Origin of the sequence: Enterobacter cloacae complex sp. 372C4, assembly GCF_050030615.1 — a bacterium.
Taxonomy (GTDB): domain Bacteria; phylum Pseudomonadota; class Gammaproteobacteria; order Enterobacterales; family Enterobacteriaceae; genus Enterobacter; species Enterobacter intestinihominis.
In genome coordinates this window covers 3,328,812-3,346,500 of record NZ_JBLGUQ010000001.1, presented here as the reverse complement: position 1 = coordinate 3,346,500, position 17,689 = coordinate 3,328,812, and the positions used below count along the sequence as shown (strand labels likewise).

At 55.9% G+C, this 17,689-nt stretch carries 19 protein-coding genes; 10 read left to right on the top strand and 9 right to left on the bottom strand.

The window, feature by feature from the left end:
* The first annotated feature begins 51 nt into the window (after positions 1-51).
* From ACQG11_RS16295 to ACQG11_RS16280, 4 genes are all read left to right on the top strand, one after another.
* Positions 52-666 (top strand): methylthioribulose 1-phosphate dehydratase, encoded by a 615-nt coding sequence (locus ACQG11_RS16295; protein WP_022647407.1) that lies wholly within the window; start codon positions 52-54, stop codon positions 664-666.
* Positions 663-1,352, top strand: a complete 690-nt coding sequence (gene mtnC / locus ACQG11_RS16290; RefSeq protein ID WP_023305674.1) for an acireductone synthase — start codon at positions 663-665, stop codon at positions 1,350-1,352. The genes ACQG11_RS16295 and mtnC overlap by 4 nt, the downstream gene beginning before the upstream one ends.
* Positions 1,349-1,891, top strand: coding sequence for a 1,2-dihydroxy-3-keto-5-methylthiopentene dioxygenase (locus tag ACQG11_RS16285; protein WP_426728583.1), 543 nt, complete (start codon positions 1,349-1,351; stop codon positions 1,889-1,891). The genes mtnC and ACQG11_RS16285 overlap by 4 nt, the downstream gene beginning before the upstream one ends.
* A gap of 179 nt (positions 1,892-2,070) precedes the next feature.
* Positions 2,071-3,741, top strand: coding sequence for a P-loop ATPase, Sll1717 family (locus tag ACQG11_RS16280; protein WP_426728582.1), 1,671 nt, complete (start codon positions 2,071-2,073; stop codon positions 3,739-3,741).
* A 46-nt stretch (positions 3,742-3,787) separates the two neighbouring features.
* On the opposite strand, the gene ACQG11_RS16275 is transcribed toward ACQG11_RS16280, so the two are convergent.
* A complete protein-coding gene (locus ACQG11_RS16275) occupies positions 3,788-4,027 on the bottom strand; it encodes a helix-turn-helix domain-containing protein (protein ID WP_426728581.1) in 240 nt (79 codons plus the stop codon).
* Between the two features lie 106 nt (positions 4,028-4,133).
* Here ACQG11_RS16275 and ACQG11_RS16270 point away from each other — a divergent pair, with 106 nt between their 5' ends.
* A complete protein-coding gene (locus ACQG11_RS16270; RefSeq protein WP_032624682.1) occupies positions 4,134-4,406 on the top strand; it encodes a helix-turn-helix domain-containing protein in 273 nt (90 codons plus the stop codon).
* A 61-nt stretch (positions 4,407-4,467) separates the two neighbouring features.
* Here ACQG11_RS16270 and ACQG11_RS16265 read toward each other — a convergent pair whose 3' ends face one another.
* The gene (locus tag ACQG11_RS16265; protein WP_155024316.1) at positions 4,468-4,938 is read right to left on the bottom strand and encodes an SRPBCC family protein; all 471 of its coding nucleotides are present in this window, start codon (positions 4,936-4,938) and stop codon (positions 4,468-4,470) included.
* 43 nt (positions 4,939-4,981) lie between these two features.
* On the bottom strand, positions 4,982-5,998 hold the full coding sequence (gene mtnA, locus ACQG11_RS16260) for an S-methyl-5-thioribose-1-phosphate isomerase (protein ID WP_063138048.1): 1,017 nt from the start codon (positions 5,996-5,998) through the stop codon (positions 4,982-4,984).
* Positions 5,999-6,100: 102 nt separating this feature from the next.
* Between mtnA and mtnK the strand changes: the two genes are divergently transcribed.
* Complete coding sequence (mtnK, locus tag ACQG11_RS16255; RefSeq protein WP_426728580.1) at positions 6,101-7,300, top strand: S-methyl-5-thioribose kinase; 1,200 nt, start codon at positions 6,101-6,103, stop codon at positions 7,298-7,300.
* Positions 7,301-7,387: 87 nt separating this feature from the next.
* Here mtnK and ACQG11_RS16250 read toward each other — a convergent pair whose 3' ends face one another.
* From ACQG11_RS16250 to ACQG11_RS16235, 4 genes are all read right to left on the bottom strand, one after another.
* Positions 7,388-8,629, bottom strand: a complete 1,242-nt coding sequence (locus ACQG11_RS16250; RefSeq protein WP_023299569.1) for an LVIVD repeat-containing protein — start codon at positions 8,627-8,629, stop codon at positions 7,388-7,390.
* Between the two features lie 83 nt (positions 8,630-8,712).
* On the bottom strand, positions 8,713-9,777 hold the full coding sequence (locus ACQG11_RS16245; RefSeq protein WP_023299568.1) for a sugar ABC transporter substrate-binding protein: 1,065 nt from the start codon (positions 9,775-9,777) through the stop codon (positions 8,713-8,715).
* Positions 9,778-9,796: 19 nt separating this feature from the next.
* Entirely contained in the window at positions 9,797-10,792 is a 996-nt protein-coding gene (locus tag ACQG11_RS16240) for an ABC transporter permease (protein ID WP_022647397.1), read from the bottom strand.
* Positions 10,789-12,291, bottom strand: a complete 1,503-nt coding sequence (locus tag ACQG11_RS16235) for a sugar ABC transporter ATP-binding protein (protein ID WP_171936020.1) — start codon at positions 12,289-12,291, stop codon at positions 10,789-10,791. The genes ACQG11_RS16240 and ACQG11_RS16235 overlap by 4 nt, the downstream gene beginning before the upstream one ends.
* 159 nt (positions 12,292-12,450) lie before the next feature.
* On the opposite strand from ACQG11_RS16235, the gene ACQG11_RS16230 reads away from it, so the two are divergent.
* The 4 genes from ACQG11_RS16230 to ACQG11_RS16215 all read left to right on the top strand — a co-directional run bounded on the left by ACQG11_RS16230 (position 12,451) and on the right by ACQG11_RS16215 (position 15,205).
* Positions 12,451-13,539: an oxidoreductase gene (locus ACQG11_RS16230; RefSeq protein WP_063150844.1), complete on the top strand. Its 1,089-nt coding sequence runs from the start codon at positions 12,451-12,453 to the stop codon at positions 13,537-13,539.
* A 57-nt stretch (positions 13,540-13,596) separates the two neighbouring features.
* Positions 13,597-14,340, top strand: coding sequence for an SDR family NAD(P)-dependent oxidoreductase (locus ACQG11_RS16225; protein ID WP_038415642.1), 744 nt, complete (start codon positions 13,597-13,599; stop codon positions 14,338-14,340).
* Positions 14,341-14,523: 183 nt separating this feature from the next.
* Positions 14,524-14,826 (top strand): type II toxin-antitoxin system RelE family toxin, encoded by a 303-nt coding sequence (locus tag ACQG11_RS16220; protein WP_022647393.1) that lies wholly within the window; start codon positions 14,524-14,526, stop codon positions 14,824-14,826.
* The gene (locus tag ACQG11_RS16215) at positions 14,801-15,205 is read left to right on the top strand and encodes a helix-turn-helix domain-containing protein (protein ID WP_022647392.1); all 405 of its coding nucleotides are present in this window, start codon (positions 14,801-14,803) and stop codon (positions 15,203-15,205) included. Before ACQG11_RS16220 ends, ACQG11_RS16215 begins: the two co-directional genes overlap by 26 nt.
* Here the strand turns inward: ACQG11_RS16215 and ACQG11_RS16210 are convergent.
* Together ACQG11_RS16210 and cstA are read right to left on the bottom strand one after the other, a co-directional pair.
* The gene (locus tag ACQG11_RS16210; protein WP_006809671.1) at positions 15,202-15,399 is read right to left on the bottom strand and encodes a YbdD/YjiX family protein; all 198 of its coding nucleotides are present in this window, start codon (positions 15,397-15,399) and stop codon (positions 15,202-15,204) included. The two genes, ACQG11_RS16215 and ACQG11_RS16210, sit on opposite strands and share 4 nt — an antisense overlap.
* Before the next feature lie 104 nt (positions 15,400-15,503).
* Entirely contained in the window at positions 15,504-17,609 is a 2,106-nt protein-coding gene (cstA, locus tag ACQG11_RS16205; RefSeq protein ID WP_022647390.1) for a pyruvate/proton symporter CstA, read from the bottom strand.
* Between the last annotated feature and the right edge of the window lie 80 nt (positions 17,610-17,689).

The following is a 17,689-nucleotide window of genomic DNA, read 5'->3' as shown; positions in this document are numbered from 1 at the left end:
GCTTAGACGTCTAAATGATATAAATATTCCTGACCGAGAGGGTAAAAGGAAATGACAGACAACCTGCAACTCACACACCTGGTCGAGGCCTGCCGCTGGATTGGCGCTAAAGGCTGGGCGCCCGCTACCGGCGGCAATATGTCCGTGCGTCAGGATGAACATCTGTGCTGGCTGAGCGAATCCGGAAAAGACAAAGGCAGCCTGACCACCGCCGATTTTCTACAGGTTGAAATCGCCACCAACCGTGCGCCTTCTGGCCGTAAACCGTCGGCAGAGACCGGGCTGCATACCCTCATCTATCGCCTGTTCCCGGAGGCTAACGCCGTCCTGCACGTTCACACCGTCAATGCCACGGTGCTGTCGCGGCTGGTCAACGAGACCGAGCTGAAGATCTCCGGCTTCGAGATGCAAAAATCCCTTACCGGACAGACCACGCATCGGGATACGGTGGCCATCCCGGTGTTTGATAATGACCAGGACATCGACGCCCTCGCCTCTCGAATCGCCCATTACGCGCAGGAACGCCCGCTTAATTATGGTTTTCTTCTGCGCGGTCATGGCTTAACCTGCTGGGGACGCGACGTGGCCGAAGCCCGCCGTCATCTGGAAGGTTTAGAATTCTTATTTGAATGCGAAATGCGTTTACGACAATGGGAGAGAGTATGATTCGCGCGATTGTGACGGATATTGAAGGGACCACCAGCGATATCCGTTTTGTCCATGATGTTTTGTTCCCCTACGCGCGTGAGCGGCTGGCGGCCTTTGTGACCGCGCAGCAGTACGCCGAGCCGGTCAAATCGATTCTGGACAACCTGCGCGATGAAATCAGCACTCCGCATGCCAGCGTCAGCGATCTCATCAACGTGCTGTTTACCTTTATGGATGAAGACCGCAAATCGACGGCGCTCAAAGCCCTGCAAGGCATCATCTGGCAGGACGGTTACATTAACGGTGACTTTACCGGCCATCTCTACCCTGATGTACTGCCCGCGCTGGAAAAATGGAAGGCACAAGGGATTGATCTCTATGTTTATTCCTCTGGCTCCGTCGCCGCGCAGAAACTGTTATTTGGCTACAGCGACGAAGGTGATATTACTCATCTGTTCAGCGGCTATTTTGATACCCGCATCGGTGCCAAGCGTGAGGTGCAGTCTTATCAAAATATTGCGGCGCAAACGGGCATCGCCCCGTCGCAGATCCTGTTCCTGTCAGATATTCATCAGGAGCTGGACGCGGCTGAACAGGCGGGTTTTCGCACCCTGCAACTGATACGCGGTGAAGATGACGGCGCAAGCCATCACCATCAGATCCATCAGTTTGACGAGATTAATCCGGAGCAGATCCCTTCATGAGCGCATTGACCATTTATTCCGATAAAGACGCCAGTCATCACCTGTGGCACAGCACCGACGCCGTCGAGATCGCCCGACAGCTCAACGCCAAAGGCGTGCGGTTTGAACGCTGGGCGGCAGACCGTGATTTAGGGCAGGATCCCGCGCCTGAAGCCGTGATTGAGGCGTATCAGCATGCAATCGACAAGCTGGTGGCAGAGAAAGGTTATCAGAGCTGGGACGTGATTAGCCTTCGCGCCGACAATCCGCAGAAAGAGGCGCTGCGCGCGAAGTTTCTCAACGAGCACACCCACGGCGAAGATGAAGTGCGCTTTTTCGTGGAAGGGGCGGGACTATTCTGCCTGCACATCGTCGATGAGGTGTATCAGGTGCTGTGCGAGAAAAACGACCTCATTTCCGTACCCGCAGGCACGCCGCACTGGTTTGACATGGGTTCAGAGCCGAACTTTACGGCGATTCGTATTTTCGACAATCCGGAGGGATGGGTGGCCCAGTTTACGGGTGATGGGATTGCGGATGCGTATCCACGCCTAAAATAATGTCCAAATAAACAAGTAAAGTTCCTTCAAGATGAAGGAACTTTTATAAATTATATCTTACTCTTAAATTTGAGAAGCAAATCACAAATACTTCACTTCATTAAGACAAAAACACTACTAATATTCTATAAAAATAAATTTACCGTTAATGATTATTACTTATTTCCAAAGAGATTAACATGGCAAAAAACCCAATAATAATACGACAAAACTTAAGGATTGGCGAACTCGATGCTGAATCCGATACACAATTACTTGATGAATGCTTTGTAGATAGTGGATATCTATCAAAATTACTAGATACTAATGATACTTCGTCTATTGTTGTAGGAAGAACTGGAGCAGGGAAAAGTGCATTATTGCACAAAGTCATGAACAAAGCATATAGATACAAGAAGCTTGATCCTAACGATATATCTATTCGTTTTCTTGAACACTCAGATATTATTTCTTTTTTTGAAGCGCTAGACGTAAATTTAGATTTATTTTATAAGATACTCTGGCGGCACATACTTATAATGGAGTTTTTAAAAATACGTCATGATATAAACAGCGAGAGTGACACAAGAAATTTCCTTACCAGCTTAGCGAGTTTTTTAAGAAAAGATGAGATCAGGAAGCGCGCATTAGAATATTTTAGAGAATGGGGGGATAAATTTTGGATTGATACAGACACACATTTGAGAGAAATAACAAAAAAACTTGAAAATGACACTAAAGCTAAAATAGGCACAGCACTTCATGGTATTGAATTAAATGCTGAGACAGCTAAGAGAATATCTGAGGAAGATAAGCATGAAATAAAGAAAAGAGCTTCTGAAGTTGTTAGTGGAATGCAAATTCAAAAATTAAATGAAGTTCTCGACATGCTTGCAGAACATTCATTTTCCGATCTTCAAAAGAAACATTACATTGTAATAGATCAGCTTGATGAAAACTGGGCCGAAAACAACACTCGATATAAATTCATAAGAGCATTAATTGAAGAGATAAAAGTATTCAGACGTATCAAGAACGTCAAGGTAATAGCTGCTTTAAGACATGATCTTCTTAAATCTGTATTCAATATTACTCGAGGCTCTGGATTTCAAGAGGAGAAGTATGAATCATATATCCTTGATCTTCAATGGACCGCAAATCAACTTAATGAATTAGTTTCAAAGAGAATCCAAGAGGTTTTCAAAAAACAATATACAAGAGAAAACGTCGAAATTAACGATCTTTTCCCTTCCCCCAAAGGAGGGAGTAAGGGAATGTTGCCAATCGAGTATATCATAGAGAGAACACTATATCGGCCAAGGGATGTTTTACAGTTCGTAAATGAATGTTTTAAAATAGCACTTAATAGAGAACGAATCTCCTGGGATTCCATTCATAAAGCTGAAAGTATTTATTCTGAAAAAAGATTGCGTTCTTTAAAAGAAGAATGGGGAGACATATATCCATCTTTCGAAGAAACTATAGAAATTCTCAGAGAAGTTCCAGAAAAATTCACCCGAACACTTATTCCTAAAAATAACATAGAATCTGTAGCATCGGAACTCGCCATTCAAAATACTAATGACCCATGCGCAATCATCGCATCTAAAATGCTCAATAGCGAAGTAAGAGAATCTGATGTTGTTAACGAGATATTTTTATGCTTATATAATATTAGTGCGATAGGATTCAAAGTTAGCCCTTTAACACCATATAAATGGTCTTTCAGAGATAGCAGCCCTGTAAATAAAGCTGAAATAAAGAGGGCAAGCCATATCAAAGTACATAAAATGTTGCATAAAGCATTAGATATAAAAATTGCAATATCTGATATTTATAATAAAGATGATGGAGACGACGAGATAAATTGATGATTTTTTTGAGTTAGGGCGCTATAAATATAATGCGCCCATTATTTTAACATCTTAAAGATTGTAAAATAGTAAGGACCTCTTCGTTACTTAAGCTAAGTAATCTCGCCACATGCACAAACTCCACCACGTCTAACCTGCGCTCACCGCTTTCCACTTTAGCGATAAACGACTGCGGTTTGCCCAGCGCTTCCGCAAGCTGCGCCTGAGTCATCCCCTTCTCTTTACGCGCTTTCTTCAACGCATTGATAACACGCTGGTATTCATCCGAGTAAACTGAAGCCATTGTTCCGATTCCATACAAATATCCTGAAATCGAATATCCTCCCGCTGCCTTTTTATCCCAAAATAGGATAATTGAGCGCGTAACGAACACATGTAAGGAGAACACAATGCAACATCAGAACTGGCACCCGGCCGATATTATCGCTGCACTAAAGAAACATGGAACAAGCCTGGCTGCGTTGTCCAGAAAGGCTGGCCTTTCCTCATCCACACTGGCAAATGCGCTTACCCGACCATGGCCTAAAGGTGAACTGCTTATCGCTCAGGCGCCAGACATTCCACCCGATGTGATATGGCCGGAAAGATACTTTGATGAAAAGGGAGAGCGAGTATTTCGTCAGATGAGGAATACCAAAAAGAGAAATCTGTCTTCAACATAATCAATGAATTCTCCCCCCTCACCCCAGCCCTCTCCCTCAAGGGAGAGGGGGTCTAAGAGCACTACCGTTTTAGCCCTTTCACATACCCCACCAGTTGATCCAACACCACGCCCCACCCTTCGTGGAAGCCCATCTGTTCATGCTGCTCGCGGATCTCCTTCGTTGGGTGACGCGCTATCGCCGTGTAGCGGGTCTTGCCCTCCCCCACATCTTCCAGCAGCAGGATCGCTGTCATAAACGGCTTTTCAGCCGGCTTCCAGCCCTCAGTATAGCCATCGGTAAAGACCAGCTTGTTCCCCGGATCGATTTCAAGAAATACGCCCCGGTTATCCATCCGCTGCCCGTCCACCTCAAACGCGGTATTGAACCGCCCACCCACGCGCAGATCGAGGTCGCATTCAGTCACCTTATGGGGAGCAGGAATGAAGAAGTTTTTGATGTGCTCCGGTGTGGTCCAGCAGAGCCACAGCAGGTCGCGCGGTGCGTCCACCACGCGTTCCAGTTTTAAATCTGTTTCAGGATCGAGCGTCACGATAACGTCCTCTAAAGGGAACCCCTTACAAGGATAGTCCCACTCAGGCGAATTTCCCTTTCGCTACCTCTTCAGGGGTGACCACGCCCGTATCCAGCACCCAGCCGCTAATCAGCGAGGCGGGGGTAACGTCAAACGCCGGGTTATAGACCTGCGCCTCTTGCGGCGCCCACTGCACCGCGCCAAAGCTTCCCGCCACGCCCGTCACTTCGCTGGCCGCTCGCTGCTCAATCGGGATCGCGTCACCGTTCGGGCAGTCCCGGTCGAGGGTCGTTTGCGGGGCGGCGACGTAGAACGGAATACCGTGGAACTTCGCCAGCACCGCCAGGGAATAGGTGCCGATTTTGTTCGCCACATCGCCGTTAGCGGCAATGCGGTCTGCCCCCACCCACACGGCATCCACCTGCCCTTTTGCCATCAGGCTGGCGGCCATGGAGTCAGTAATCAGCTGATAAGGCACGCCCAGCTCGCCCAGCTCCCATGCGGTCAGCCTGCCGCCCTGCAACAGCGGACGGGTTTCATCCACCCAGACGTTGCTGACGTTGCCTTCCTGATGCGCGCGGGCAATCACCCCCAGCGCCGTACCGACGCCCGCCGTTGCCAGCCCGCCGGTATTGCAGTGGGTCAGCAGGCGGCTGCCGGGCTTCACCAGCGCGCTACCCGCTTTCGCAATCGCGTCGCAAAGCCGTTTGTCTTCATTAATCAGGCGCAGCGCTTCAGCCACCAGCGCCGGAACGAACGCTTCCTGCCACAGCGCAATCTTCATGCGGTCGAGATTGTTCATCAGGTTCACCGCCGTCGGGCGGGAGGCACGCAGGGTCTCCAGCGCCGCCGCCAGCTCGTCGCGGCTTTTACCGCTTTCCGCTAACAGCGCCAGCAGCAGGCTTGCAGAGAGACCAATTAACGGCGCGCCACGCACCCGCAGAGCGTGGATATGCCCAACCAGCGCCTCCACCGTCGAGGCATCCAGCCAGCGTTTCTCCTGCGGAAGCGCCTGCTGGTCGAGAATAAAGAGCTGATTATTCGCCACCCGCAGGCTGGTCGTCTGTAATGTCTGCATGTCGTTAATTCCCTGTTGCGTTGTTGTAGCACATTGTGTCAGGATGAAATCCAGATGTATAGACGTCTACATGTCTTAATTAGCTAAACTGAGGAGCAGGCCATGTCGCAATACCGTACCTTTACCGCTCAGGACGCCGTGGAGTATGCCAGGCAGTTTGGCGGACTTGACGATCCGTCATCGCTGGTGGAGGCGCAGGAAATCGGCGACGGCAACCTCAACCTGGTCTTTAAAATATTCGATAGCGCGGGGGTGAGCCGCATCGTCGTTAAGCAGGCGCTGCCCTATGTGCGCTGCGTCGGCGAGTCCTGGCCGCTGACGCTGGATCGCGCTCGCCTGGAGGCGCAAACCCTGGTCGAGCATTACAAGCACAGCCCTGAGCACACGGTGAAAATCCACCACTTTGACCCGGAACTGGCGGTGATGGTGATGGAAGATCTCTCCAGCCATCGCATCTGGCGCGGCGAGCTGATTAACAACATTTACTACCCGCAGGCGGCGCGGCAGCTGGGTGAATATCTGGCTCACACCCTGTTCCACACCAGCGATTTTTATCTGCATCCGCACGAGAAAAAAGCGCAGGTGGCAAAATTCATCAACCCGGAGATGTGCGAGATCACTGAAGATCTATTCTTTAACGATCCGTACCAGATCCACGCACGCAACAGCTACCCGGCCGATCTGGAGAACGATGTTGCCGCCCTGCGCGACGACGCCCAGCTTAAAATCGCTGTGGCCTCCCTGAAGCACCGCTTCTTTTCGCATGCCGAAGCCCTGCTGCACGCGGACATTCACAGCGGCTCAATTTTTGTGGCCGACGGCAGCCTGAAAGCCATCGACGCCGAGTTCGGCTACTTTGGCCCGATTGGCTTTGACATCGGCACCGCCATCGGCAACCTGCTGCTGAACTTCTGCGGCCTGCCGGGGCATCTGGGCATTCGCGATGCCGCCGCCGCGCGCGAGCAGCGCCTGACCGATATTCAGGAACTGTGGAACACCTTCGCGGAGCGCTTCCAGGCGCTGGCGAATGAGAAAACGCGCGACGCCGCGCTGAGCGCGCCGGGCTATGCCTCTGCGTTCCTGAAAAAGGTCTGGCATGACGCCATCGGATTCTGCGGCACCGAGCTGATTCGCCGCAGCGTCGGGCTTTCCCATGTGGCGGATATCGACACCATTCAGGATGAAGCGATGCGTCACGAATGCCTGCGCCACGCGATATCCCTCGGCAAGGCGCTGATTGTGATTGCCGACCGCATCGACAGCGCGGAAGAGCTGGTCGCGCGGGTGCGGCAGTACAGTTGAGAACGTTTGCCCGGTGGCGCTGCGCTTACCGGGCCTACGGGTGCAAAATGTAGGCCGGGTAAGGCGAAGCCGCCACCCGGCAAAAACTCACCCCAGATACTCAATCACTGACATCCCACCGTTATAATCCGTGCTGTAAATAATCCCCTGCGCATCCACAAACACGTCGCACGACTGGATCACCTGCGGGCGATTGGGCCGCGTATCCATCATCTTTTCCGGCGCCGCGGGCACCAGCGCCCCCGTTTCTACCGGGCGATACGGATTGGAAATGTCATACGCGCGCACGCCCGCGTTCTGGTACGTCGCGAAGATCAGCGTTGAGCTGACAAAGCTCCCCGGCCGGTTCTCGTGCAGGTTGTGCGGGCCGAAATGCGCCCCTTTCGCCACGTAGTCGGTTTCATCCGGCTGCGGGAAGGTAGAAATGCTCACCGGGTTCGACGGCTCGCGGATATCAAACAGCCAGATCAGCTTCTCGCCGTCCTGCTGGTTATCCAGCACCGCCTCGTCCAGCACCACCAGCAGGTCGCGATCCGGCAGCGGAAGCGCGGTGTGCGTCCCGCCGCCAAACGGCGGGCTCCAGTTACGGTGGCTAATGAGCTTAGGCCGGGTGCGGTCCTTCACGTCCAGCAGCGTCAGGCCACCGTCGCGCCAGCTGCCGTACGCGGTATCGCCTGCAATAATCGCATGGTGCAGGGCGTAGCGTTTGCCTTCCGGCCAGTTCGGCTGTTCGCCTTCGGCCTGATTCATCCCCGGCAGCCACCAGCGTCCCGCCACTTCAGGCTTGCGCGGGTCCGCCAGATCGATGGTCAGAAAGATGTAGTCGGTAAAGCCGTCTATCAGCGCTGAGACATACGCCCAGCGGCCACCGACGTACCAGATGCGGTGAATGCCGATGCCGCTCAGCGATAAAAAGCCTATCTCGCGTGGCCTGTCCGGTGTGGAGATATCAAAGACGCGAAGCCCGGCGCTCCAGCCTTTATCCTGCACATCGCTGACGGTCTCCCCCACCTGGCGGGTGTAGTAGACCTTCTCGTCGGCAAAACGCGCATCGGCAAACAGATCCCGGGCGTTGATCACCAGCAGCAGGTCGTCATGCGCCTGGAGATGCACATTCCAGGTACCCGGCGGCGCAGGCACGTATCCTGCGGCTTTTGGTTTTTTCGGGTCGCGCACATCCACTATCGAAAAGCCCTGCGACACCATATGGCCGATATAGGCGAAACCGCGGTGCACCATCAGCTGCACGCCGTCCGGGCGACCGCCCTGATCGCTATGGCCAATCAGCCGCATATTGCGGCTGTATTCGGGTTGAGGTAATGCAGACATGTATAAGTCCTTTCGCCGGATGGCGGCTACGCCTTATCCGGCCTACAACACCGTAGGTCCGGTAAGCAAAGCGCCACCGGCCATTATTTTGACCTGGCTTCCAGCGTCGCAAACCACGGCGCAACAAAATCTTCCGTCTGGCCCCAGCCCGGAATGATTTTCCCCAGAGACGCCACGTTCACCGCGCCCGGCTGGGCGGTCAGCAGCGCCTGCGGAATGGCCGCCGCTTTGAAATCGTAAGTGGCAGGCGTCGCTTCTCCGGCAATCTTATTGGCAATCAGGCGTACGTTGGTCGCGCCAATCAGCTTCGGATCCACCGCCACGCTCACTGCCCATGGGCTACCCGGCTCGCGCATCAGCTGTAAATCCTGGTTGGAGATGTCGATGCTGTAGAGTTTGATCTCGGTTCGGCCGTTCTCTTTCAGCGCCTTATACGCGCCCTGGCTGAAGGCATCCCAGGTACCCCAGATGGCATCGATTTTACCTTTCGGGTATTTCGCGAGGATCGCGCCCACCTTGTTGGCAGTGTCGCCCTGCACGTCAGAGGAGACCGCGCCGATGGACTCCAGCTCTTTAATCTCCGGGTACTGCTTTTGCAGTTCTTTGTAGGCCGCCTGACGGCGCTCCATCGGCGGGAAGCCCGCGACCCATAGCTTGACGATATTGGCCTTGCCGTTGAAATCTTTCGCCAGCTGGCCGAAAGAGAGGTTGGTCAGGGAGGCATCGTCCTGCTGGGTAACGGTTACGCCCGGGATCTCGCCGTTCACAGCGGTATCAAACACCGAAACTTTGATCCCGGCATCCACCGCCTTCTTCACCAGCGCGGTGGAGTACGGATCGCGCCCCTGAGAGAGAATAATCCCGTCGTATTTCTGGCTGATGGCCTGGTTAACGAAATCCTGGAATTTGGCGTCGTCCCCGTTACTTAAAAAGGTGCTGACCTTAAAGCCGAGCTTTTTCCCTTCCTGAATCGCCCCGGCAACAAACTGCGTGGTGTTGTCGTCCGAGCCCAGGTTGCGGATCACCGCGATGCGGATCGGGCCGTCATGGCTGGCAATGGCGGTCGGAACCGGCGCGGGGGTAGCCGCCAGGCCCGGCAGAGAAGTGAGTAACCCAAGAGCTACCAAAGAGAGCGCAATCTTTTTCATTTATTATCCCGTTGTGTTGTCAGCGTTTTTGTATGTAGGTAATCGCCAGCGCTACCGCGAGCACCAGCCCTTTTATAATGTCCATGGCGTAATACGGCACGGAGAGCATCACCAGCCCGTTCGACAGCACGCCGAGGATCACCGCCCCCACCAGCGTACCCAGCGCGTTCGGCTTGCCGGATCCGGCCAGCGAGAAGCCGATCCACGCCGCCGCCACCGCGTCCATCAGGTAGCCGCCGCCCGCATTCACCTGCGATGAACCAATACGCGAGGCCAGCAGAATGCCGCCCAGCCCCGCCAGCAGAGAGGCAATCACGTAGGCTGCCACTTTGTAGCGGGTGGTGCGAATGCCGGAGAGGCGCGCGGCTTCGGGGTTGCCGCCAATGGCGTACATCCGGCGTCCATGGGTGGTCAGCGACAGGCCCAGCTGTGCCAGAATCGTCACCACCAGCATGACGATCACAATGGTCGGCACCTGCCCGAGCAGGCCAAACGCCGCCGGAATGGTCCCTTCCGCCATGTCGCCGCTCGGCAGCACCATGTTCTCGGTAATCGACCCGCCGTAGCTGTAGGTCATCGCCACACCCTGGATGACAAACAGGCTGGCAAGGGTCGCGAGCATGTCCGGAATGCGCAGGATGACGATCAGAAAGGCGTTAAACAGGCCGACCAGCGTACAGAGCGCGAGGGTCAGCAGAATCGACTCGGTGGTGCCGAAGCCGTGCCAGACGAAAAGCGAAATCACCAGCGCGTTCGCCAGCGACGCGGTAGATCCTACGGAGAGGTCGAACCCGCCGACGGTCAGCGAAATCGAGACGCCAACGGCAATCACCGTCACGATAGCGATCGAGCGCAGAATGTTGATGATGTTGTTCGGGTCGAGGAAGCTGTCCGACGCCAGGCCAAACACCGCCACCAGCGCGACGACGGTCAGCAGCATGCCCCACTTATAAAGAAAATCGAAAATCTGCTGACGGCCAGACGCCGCCGTGGTCACTGAAAGGGCCTTGCTCACGACGCCGTTCCTCCGGTTGAATAATAAAGTAGTGTTTCTTCCCGGGCCTCTGCCCCGGCGATTTCCGCCACGATGCGACCGTCCCACAGCACGCAGATGCGGTCGCAGAGCCCGACCAGCTCGGCAAATTCACCCGAGGCGTAAATCACCCCTTTGCCCTCGCGCGCCAGGCCGTCGATCAGCTGAAACAGATCGGTTTTGGCCTTCACGTCCACGCCTTTGGTCGGCTCGTCGAATATCAGCACGCTGGCGTCATTGCGCAGCCATTTCCCGATGGCGACCTTCTGCTGGTTACCGCCGGAAAGCCGACGCAGCACCTGCCCCGGCCCGCGCGTGCGCACGCCGACGCGGGCAATCACCTGTTCCGCCCAGCGCCACGCCTGACGATGACCAAACAGGCTCCAGCGCGAGAAACTGTTATCGGCGCACACGGCAAGGTTCATGCTCACCGGCTCGTCGATAAAAATGCCCTCTTTGCGCCGCTCCTCCGGCACCAGCGCCAGACCGCGTAGCACCGAGTCTGCCGGATCGCGCGGTTTCCAGGCCTGATGGTTCAGCTCGCCGCGCGCCACGCGGCTTTTGCTGGCGCCAAACAGCGCCTTGCAGAGTTCCGTTTTCCCCGCCCCCGCCAGCCCGGCAATGCCGAGGATTTCACCTTTGCGCAGATGCAGGGAGATATCTTTCAGCAGCGCGTCGTCGTGCAGGCCTTCCACCCGCAGCAGCATCTCTTCACCGTGCGGCGGTCGCGGGGGCGGATAGATATCGCTCAGCTCGTGGCCGAGCATCTTCTCGACGATCTCCTCTCCGCTCAGATCCGCCATCGGGCCGGACTCAATCAGCCTGCCGTCGCGCAGCACCGTCAGGGTGTCGCAGATGGCCTTCAGCTCGTGAATGCGGTGAGAAATAAACACCACGCCAATGCCCTGCTGTTGCAGACGTCTTACTACCGCAAACAGACGCTCGCTTTCGTGCGCGTCCAGCGGCGCGGTGGGCTCATCAAGAATGAGAAAACGGCAGTGGTGCGAGAGCGCCCGCGCCAGCAAAATCTGCTGCTTTTCAGCCAGCGTGCAGCTGTCGATGGAACGGCGAACGTCCAGCGAAACATCCAGCTGCGCCAGCGCCTGCCGCGCCTGCTGACGAATCGCGCGCCAGCTGTAGCGGTGTCCCGGCTGCGCCAGCTGGTCGAGCATAATGTTCTCCGCAATGCTCAGCCCGGGGATCAGCGCCACGTCCACCTCCTGCTGCACAAGGTGGATACCCAGCCGTTTAGCATCCAGCGGCTCGCGGATGCTTACCGGCTGGTTGTTAATGCAGATTTCGCCTTCATAACGATCGTGCGTCCCACACAGCACCGCCATCAACGTCGATTTTCCCGCGCCGTTGGCGCCGGTCAGCGCATGCACCGACCCGCCATTCAGGGTGAAATCCACGCGCGACAGGGCCTGAAAGCCGGAAAAGGCCAGGCTGATACCGCGCATCTCAAGGCGACTGGAAACCATCCGCGTAAATCCTTCATTACTCTTCTGATTTAGCGAATTTTTCACAGCTCCGGTTGACTGACAACGACGGAAAAGGCATAAGATAAAGCGAAATATTATTAGCCATCCGGGTGTCCAGACATAACATCGGGTTAGCGCTTGCTAAAAAAGGACAACTTCATGAGCAACACCAATATCCGCGTCGTGCCCGGCCCGGCGAACTACTTCTCTCATCCGGGAAGCCTTGCGCACCTGGATGATTTCTTTACTCCGGAACAGCTTTCCCGCGCGGTGTGGATCTACGGCGAGCGGGCTATCGAGGGCGCACGCCCTTATCTGCCGCAGAGTTTTAACGCGACGGGGGCAAAACATCTGCTGTTTAAGGGCCATTGCAGCGAGCGTGACGTCACTCATCTGGTGAACGCGTCGGGTGGTGAAGCCAGCGTGGTGATTGGCGTGGGCGGCGGTGCGGTAATGGATACCGTCAAGGCCGTGGCGCGTCGTCTGGGCGTGCCGTTCGTGGGCATTCCCACCATCGCCGCCACCTGCGCGGCGTGGACCCCGCTCTCCGTGTGGTACAACGATGCCGGGCAGGCGCTACAGTTTGAGATTTTTGACGACGCCAACTATCTGGTGCTGGTGGAGCCGCAAATCATCCTTAACGCCCCGGCGGAATACCTGTTGGCAGGCATCGGCGATACGCTGGCGAAGTGGTACGAAGCGGCGGTACTCGCCCCTGAACCGGAAAACCTGCCGCTGACCGTGCGTCTTGGCCTGAACGGTGCGCTGGCGATCCGCGACGTGTTGCTGGAGCGCAGCGAAGAGGCGCTGGCCGACCAGCAGCGCGGCGACCAGACGCAGGCGTTTCGGGACGTGGTGGACGCCGTTATCGCCGGTGGCGGTATGGTCGGCGGTCTGGGCGAACGCTATACCCGCGTGGCGGCGGCACATGCGGTGCACAACGGCTTAACCGTGCTGCCGCAGACGGAAAAATACCTCCACGGCACCAAGGTGGCCTACGGCATTCTGGTGCAGAGCGCCCTGCTCGGTCAGGAGGACGTGCTGACGCAGCTGGTGGCGGCATACCAGCGTTTTAACCTGCCGACCACGCTTCGCGCGCTGGAGGTCGATATCCATAACCGCGACGAGCTGGACAAGGTCATTGCTCACACCCTGCGCCCGGTGGAGTCTATTCACTTTTTACCGATTACGTTAAGCCCTGACGTTCTGCGCGCCGCGTTTGAGAAGGTGGAATCCTTCAGCCGTTAATCGCGCCGACGGGCTATACCTAATGATGATTCTCTCCACTCTTACAACGAGGTCATCATGCAGATCGATTTAACAGGTAAAAAGGCGCTGGTCACCGGCGCCAGTCGTGGGCTGGGTCGGGCGATTGCGCTGTCGCTGGCACGTGCCGGTGCCGATGTGGTTATTACCTACGAAAAATCCGTCGATAAAGCCCAGCAGGTCGTCGATGAAATCAACGCGCTGGGGCGACACGGCGAGGCGATTCAGGCCGACAGCGCCAGCGCGCAGGCGATTCAGGATGCGGTCACGCAGGCGGCGCGCTCCCTCGGCGGGCTGGATATTCTGGTCAATAACGCCGGGATTGCACGCGGCGGCCCGCTGGAGTCCATGACCCTGGCGGACATCGACGCTCTGATCAACGTCAATATCCGCGGCGTGGTGATCGCCATTCAGGAAGCGCTGGTGCATATGTCTGACGGCGGACGCATCATCAACATCGGCAGCTGTCTGGCGAACCGCGTGGCGCAGCCGGGGATCGCCGTCTACTCGATGACCAAATCGGCCCTAAACTCCCTTACCCGAGGTCTGGCCCGCGATTTAGGCCCGCGCGGCATTACCGTCAACCTGGTTCATCCCGGCCCGACCAACAGCGATATGAACCCGGAAGACGGCGAGCAGGCGGAAGCCCAGCGCCGGATGATCGCGCTTGGTCATTACGGCCAGCCGGAGGATATCGCAGCGGCGGTCACCTTCCTCGCCAGCCCGGCTGCGGGGCAAATTTCCGGCGCCGGTCTGGATGTGGACGGCGGTCTGAACGCCTGATCGCAAATTTACTGTATGCCTCTGTCGCCCGGCAGAGGCCTGTTCGAGTCGCCTCGACGATTCGCGTTTTGCCGCTTTCTCGCGGTTTTTCTCCGCTCTACAGTACCCCATAAGAAATTCGGAATTTATCTAATAGCCTTATTATTTCCTTATGTTTTGTGTGGGCGTACAGTGGAGGTACGGATGAAGATTGTCTGGTCTAAAACAGCAGAGAAGCAGTTTTCTAAAATCGATCCTCGATATCAGAACCGCATTAAATTCAGGCTGGAGAAGATGGACGATAAAACATCACCTGTCGCGGATATCAAGAAATTATCTTCTCCCGAAAACCACTACAGGTTGCGATTAGGTGATTACAGGGTCATTTACACCTTCGGGGATCCGCCGGGTGATATCTGCTACGTAGTGGCAGTAAAACGCCGGACAACCACTACCTACCTTCATGAGGAGCATACGGAATATGACTATTCAGTTCATCAAGGATGAAGAAGGAAAAAAACAGTATGTTGTCATACCCTACGGTGAATATTTTCGCATGCGTTTAGCCATGCTTGAGTACGATGACGATGATGAAAACGACTGGGAAGACATCCCTTACGAATCAGACATCTACGATAACGTAGGTTTACCGGGTGAAGTGTGCGACATCATGCATAACGAGAACGTCAGCCTACAGGCCGCCTGGCGCATTTTACGCGGTATGTCCCAGCAGGAGGTGGCGGAGAAGCTTGGCATCAGTCAGTCCGCCGTGTCACAGCTGGAGGCGCTGGACTCCCGACCGCAAAAGCGCACCCGCGAAAAGCTGGCGGCAATTTACGGCTGTAAACAGGAGCAAATCAGCCTCTATTTACCGAAAGAGGGTTAACAGCACTTCGCCCCGCCCTTGCCGCCGTAACGGGCGTCCTGGCGGTCGCGGAAAAACTCTTCGTAGGTCATCGGCGTCTGGTCCGGGTGGTTGACGCGCATATGCTCGACGTAGTTATCGTAATCCGGCACGCCAATCATCATTTTAGCGGCCTGGCCCAGGTATTTACCTGCTTTGGAAAGGGTGTCGAACATAATCAGTTTCTCGTTTGTTTCCCTCACCCCGGCCCTCTCCCGGAGGGAGAGGGAGGATAAGAAATGTAGGCCGGGTAAGGCGAAGCCGCCACCCGGCACACGGGTTAATGCGCCCCTTTCGCCTGGGTGACAATCTCGTCCAGGTTCTCAGGCATTGGCTCATACGGCGTCTCTTTCGCCGTTGGCGTGTCGACTTTCAACGCCGCCAGCGCGGTTTTCAGAGAATACAACGCCAGCACCACAACCACCACCATAAAGAAGATGGTCAGCCCGGCGTCCAGGCGGTTGTTAAACACCAGCTGGGACAGCTGAGATTCGGTGTACTGCGCCGGGATCTTGCCGCTGTCGATCATCGCCTGGAACTTGTTGGCAATGGCCAGGAAGCCCACCTTGTTGTCCGGGCTGAAGGCTTTCTGCCAGCCTGCTGTCAGGGTACAGATCAGCAGCCACGCCGTTGGCACCAGCGCCACCCATGCGTAACGCTGGCGCTTCATCTTGAACAGGACTACGGCACAAAGCATCAGCGCCATGCCCGCCAGCATCTGGTTGGCGATACCGAACAGCGGCCACAGGGTGTTAATGCCGCCCAGCGGATCGACCACGCCCTGATGCAGGAAGTAGCCCCACGCCAGCACGCACAGTGCCGTCGCCAGCAGGTTAGCCGGGAGTGAATCGGTACGTTTCAGATTCGGGGAGATCACCCCCAGCAGATCCTGCAACATAAAGCGCGCCGCGCGCGTACCGGCATCCACCGCCGTTAGGATAAACAGCGCCTCGAACAGAATGGCGAAGTGATACCAGAACGAGACATCCATCAGCCCGCCCAGCGCACCGTGCAGGATGTAGGCCATACCCACCGCCAGCGTCGGCGCCCCGCCCGCACGGGAGATAATCGACTGCTCGCCGACCTCGTTAGCGATATGCGTCAACGTATCAGGGGTGATCGCAAAGCCCCAGCCGCTCACCACCTGCGCAGCAGAGGCGACCACGTCAACAGTGCCGGCCGGGGCCAGTACCGCCATCGGGCTGTTCATCGCGAAGTACACGCCCGGGTCGATAATACAGGCCGAGACCAGCGCCATAATCGCCACGAAGGATTCCATCAGCATGCCGCCATAGCCAATCAGGCAGGCCTGATTTTCATTCGCCAGCATCTTCGGCGTGGTCCCGGAGGCGATAAGCGCATGGAAGCCAGACACTGCCCCACAGGCGATGGTGATAAACAGGAACGGGAACAGATTGCCGGTCCAGACCGGGCCGGTGCCGTCAATGAATTTGGTCAGGGCAGGCATGGTCAGGGTCGGGCGCATAATCAGAATGCCGATCGCCAGCCCGACGATGGTACCAATTTTCAGGAACGTAGAGAGGTAGTCACGCGGGGCCAGCAGGAGCCATACCGGCAGCACCGCCGCCACGAAGCCGTAGCCCACCAGCATCCAGGTCAGCTGCACGCCGGTGAAGTCGAAGAACGGTGCCCAGGTCGGGCTTTCCGCCACCCAGCCGCCGGAGATAATAGCAAACACCAGGAACACCAGGCCAATGACTGAAACTTCACCAATGCGTCCCGGACGCAGATAGCGAATGTAGATCCCCATGAACAGCGCCAGCGGAATGGTGAAGGCGACGGTATAGGTTCCCCACGGGCTGTGGGTCAAGGCTTTCACCACGATCATCGCCAGCACCGCGAGGATGATGACCATGATCATAAAGGTCGCCACCAGCGCAATCACCCCGGCAGTTGCCCCCATCTCCTCTTTCACCAGCTCACCCAGCGAACGACCGTCGCGACGGGTGGAGACGAACAGCACCATGAAGTCCTGCACCGCGCCCGCCAGCACCACCCCCGCGAGGATCCAGATCATCCCCGGCAGGTAGCCCATCTGCGCGGCCAGTACCGGCCCCACCAGCGGGCCTGCCCCGGCAATCGCCGCGAAATGGTGACCGAACAGCACTTTTTTATCGGTCGGCACGTAGTCCAGACCATCGTTATGACGCACGGCCGGCGTCATGCGCGTGCCGTCTACGCCCAGTACCGTCTTCGCGATATAGCGGCCATAAAAACGGTATGCGATCAGATAAATGCAGACGGAGGCGACCACGATCCAGAGCGCATTGATCTGCTCCCCCCGGTTGAGGGCGATGTAGCCCAGGGCAAAGGCTCCCACAACGGAGAGCCCTGCCCATATAAGGTATTTCCCTGAGTTGTTCATAATGGTTATCCGTTGTTGTGAAACAGTGAGATGTTACATTTTGTTTCTAGAACAACGGATAAAATTTAACAACTTTGAAA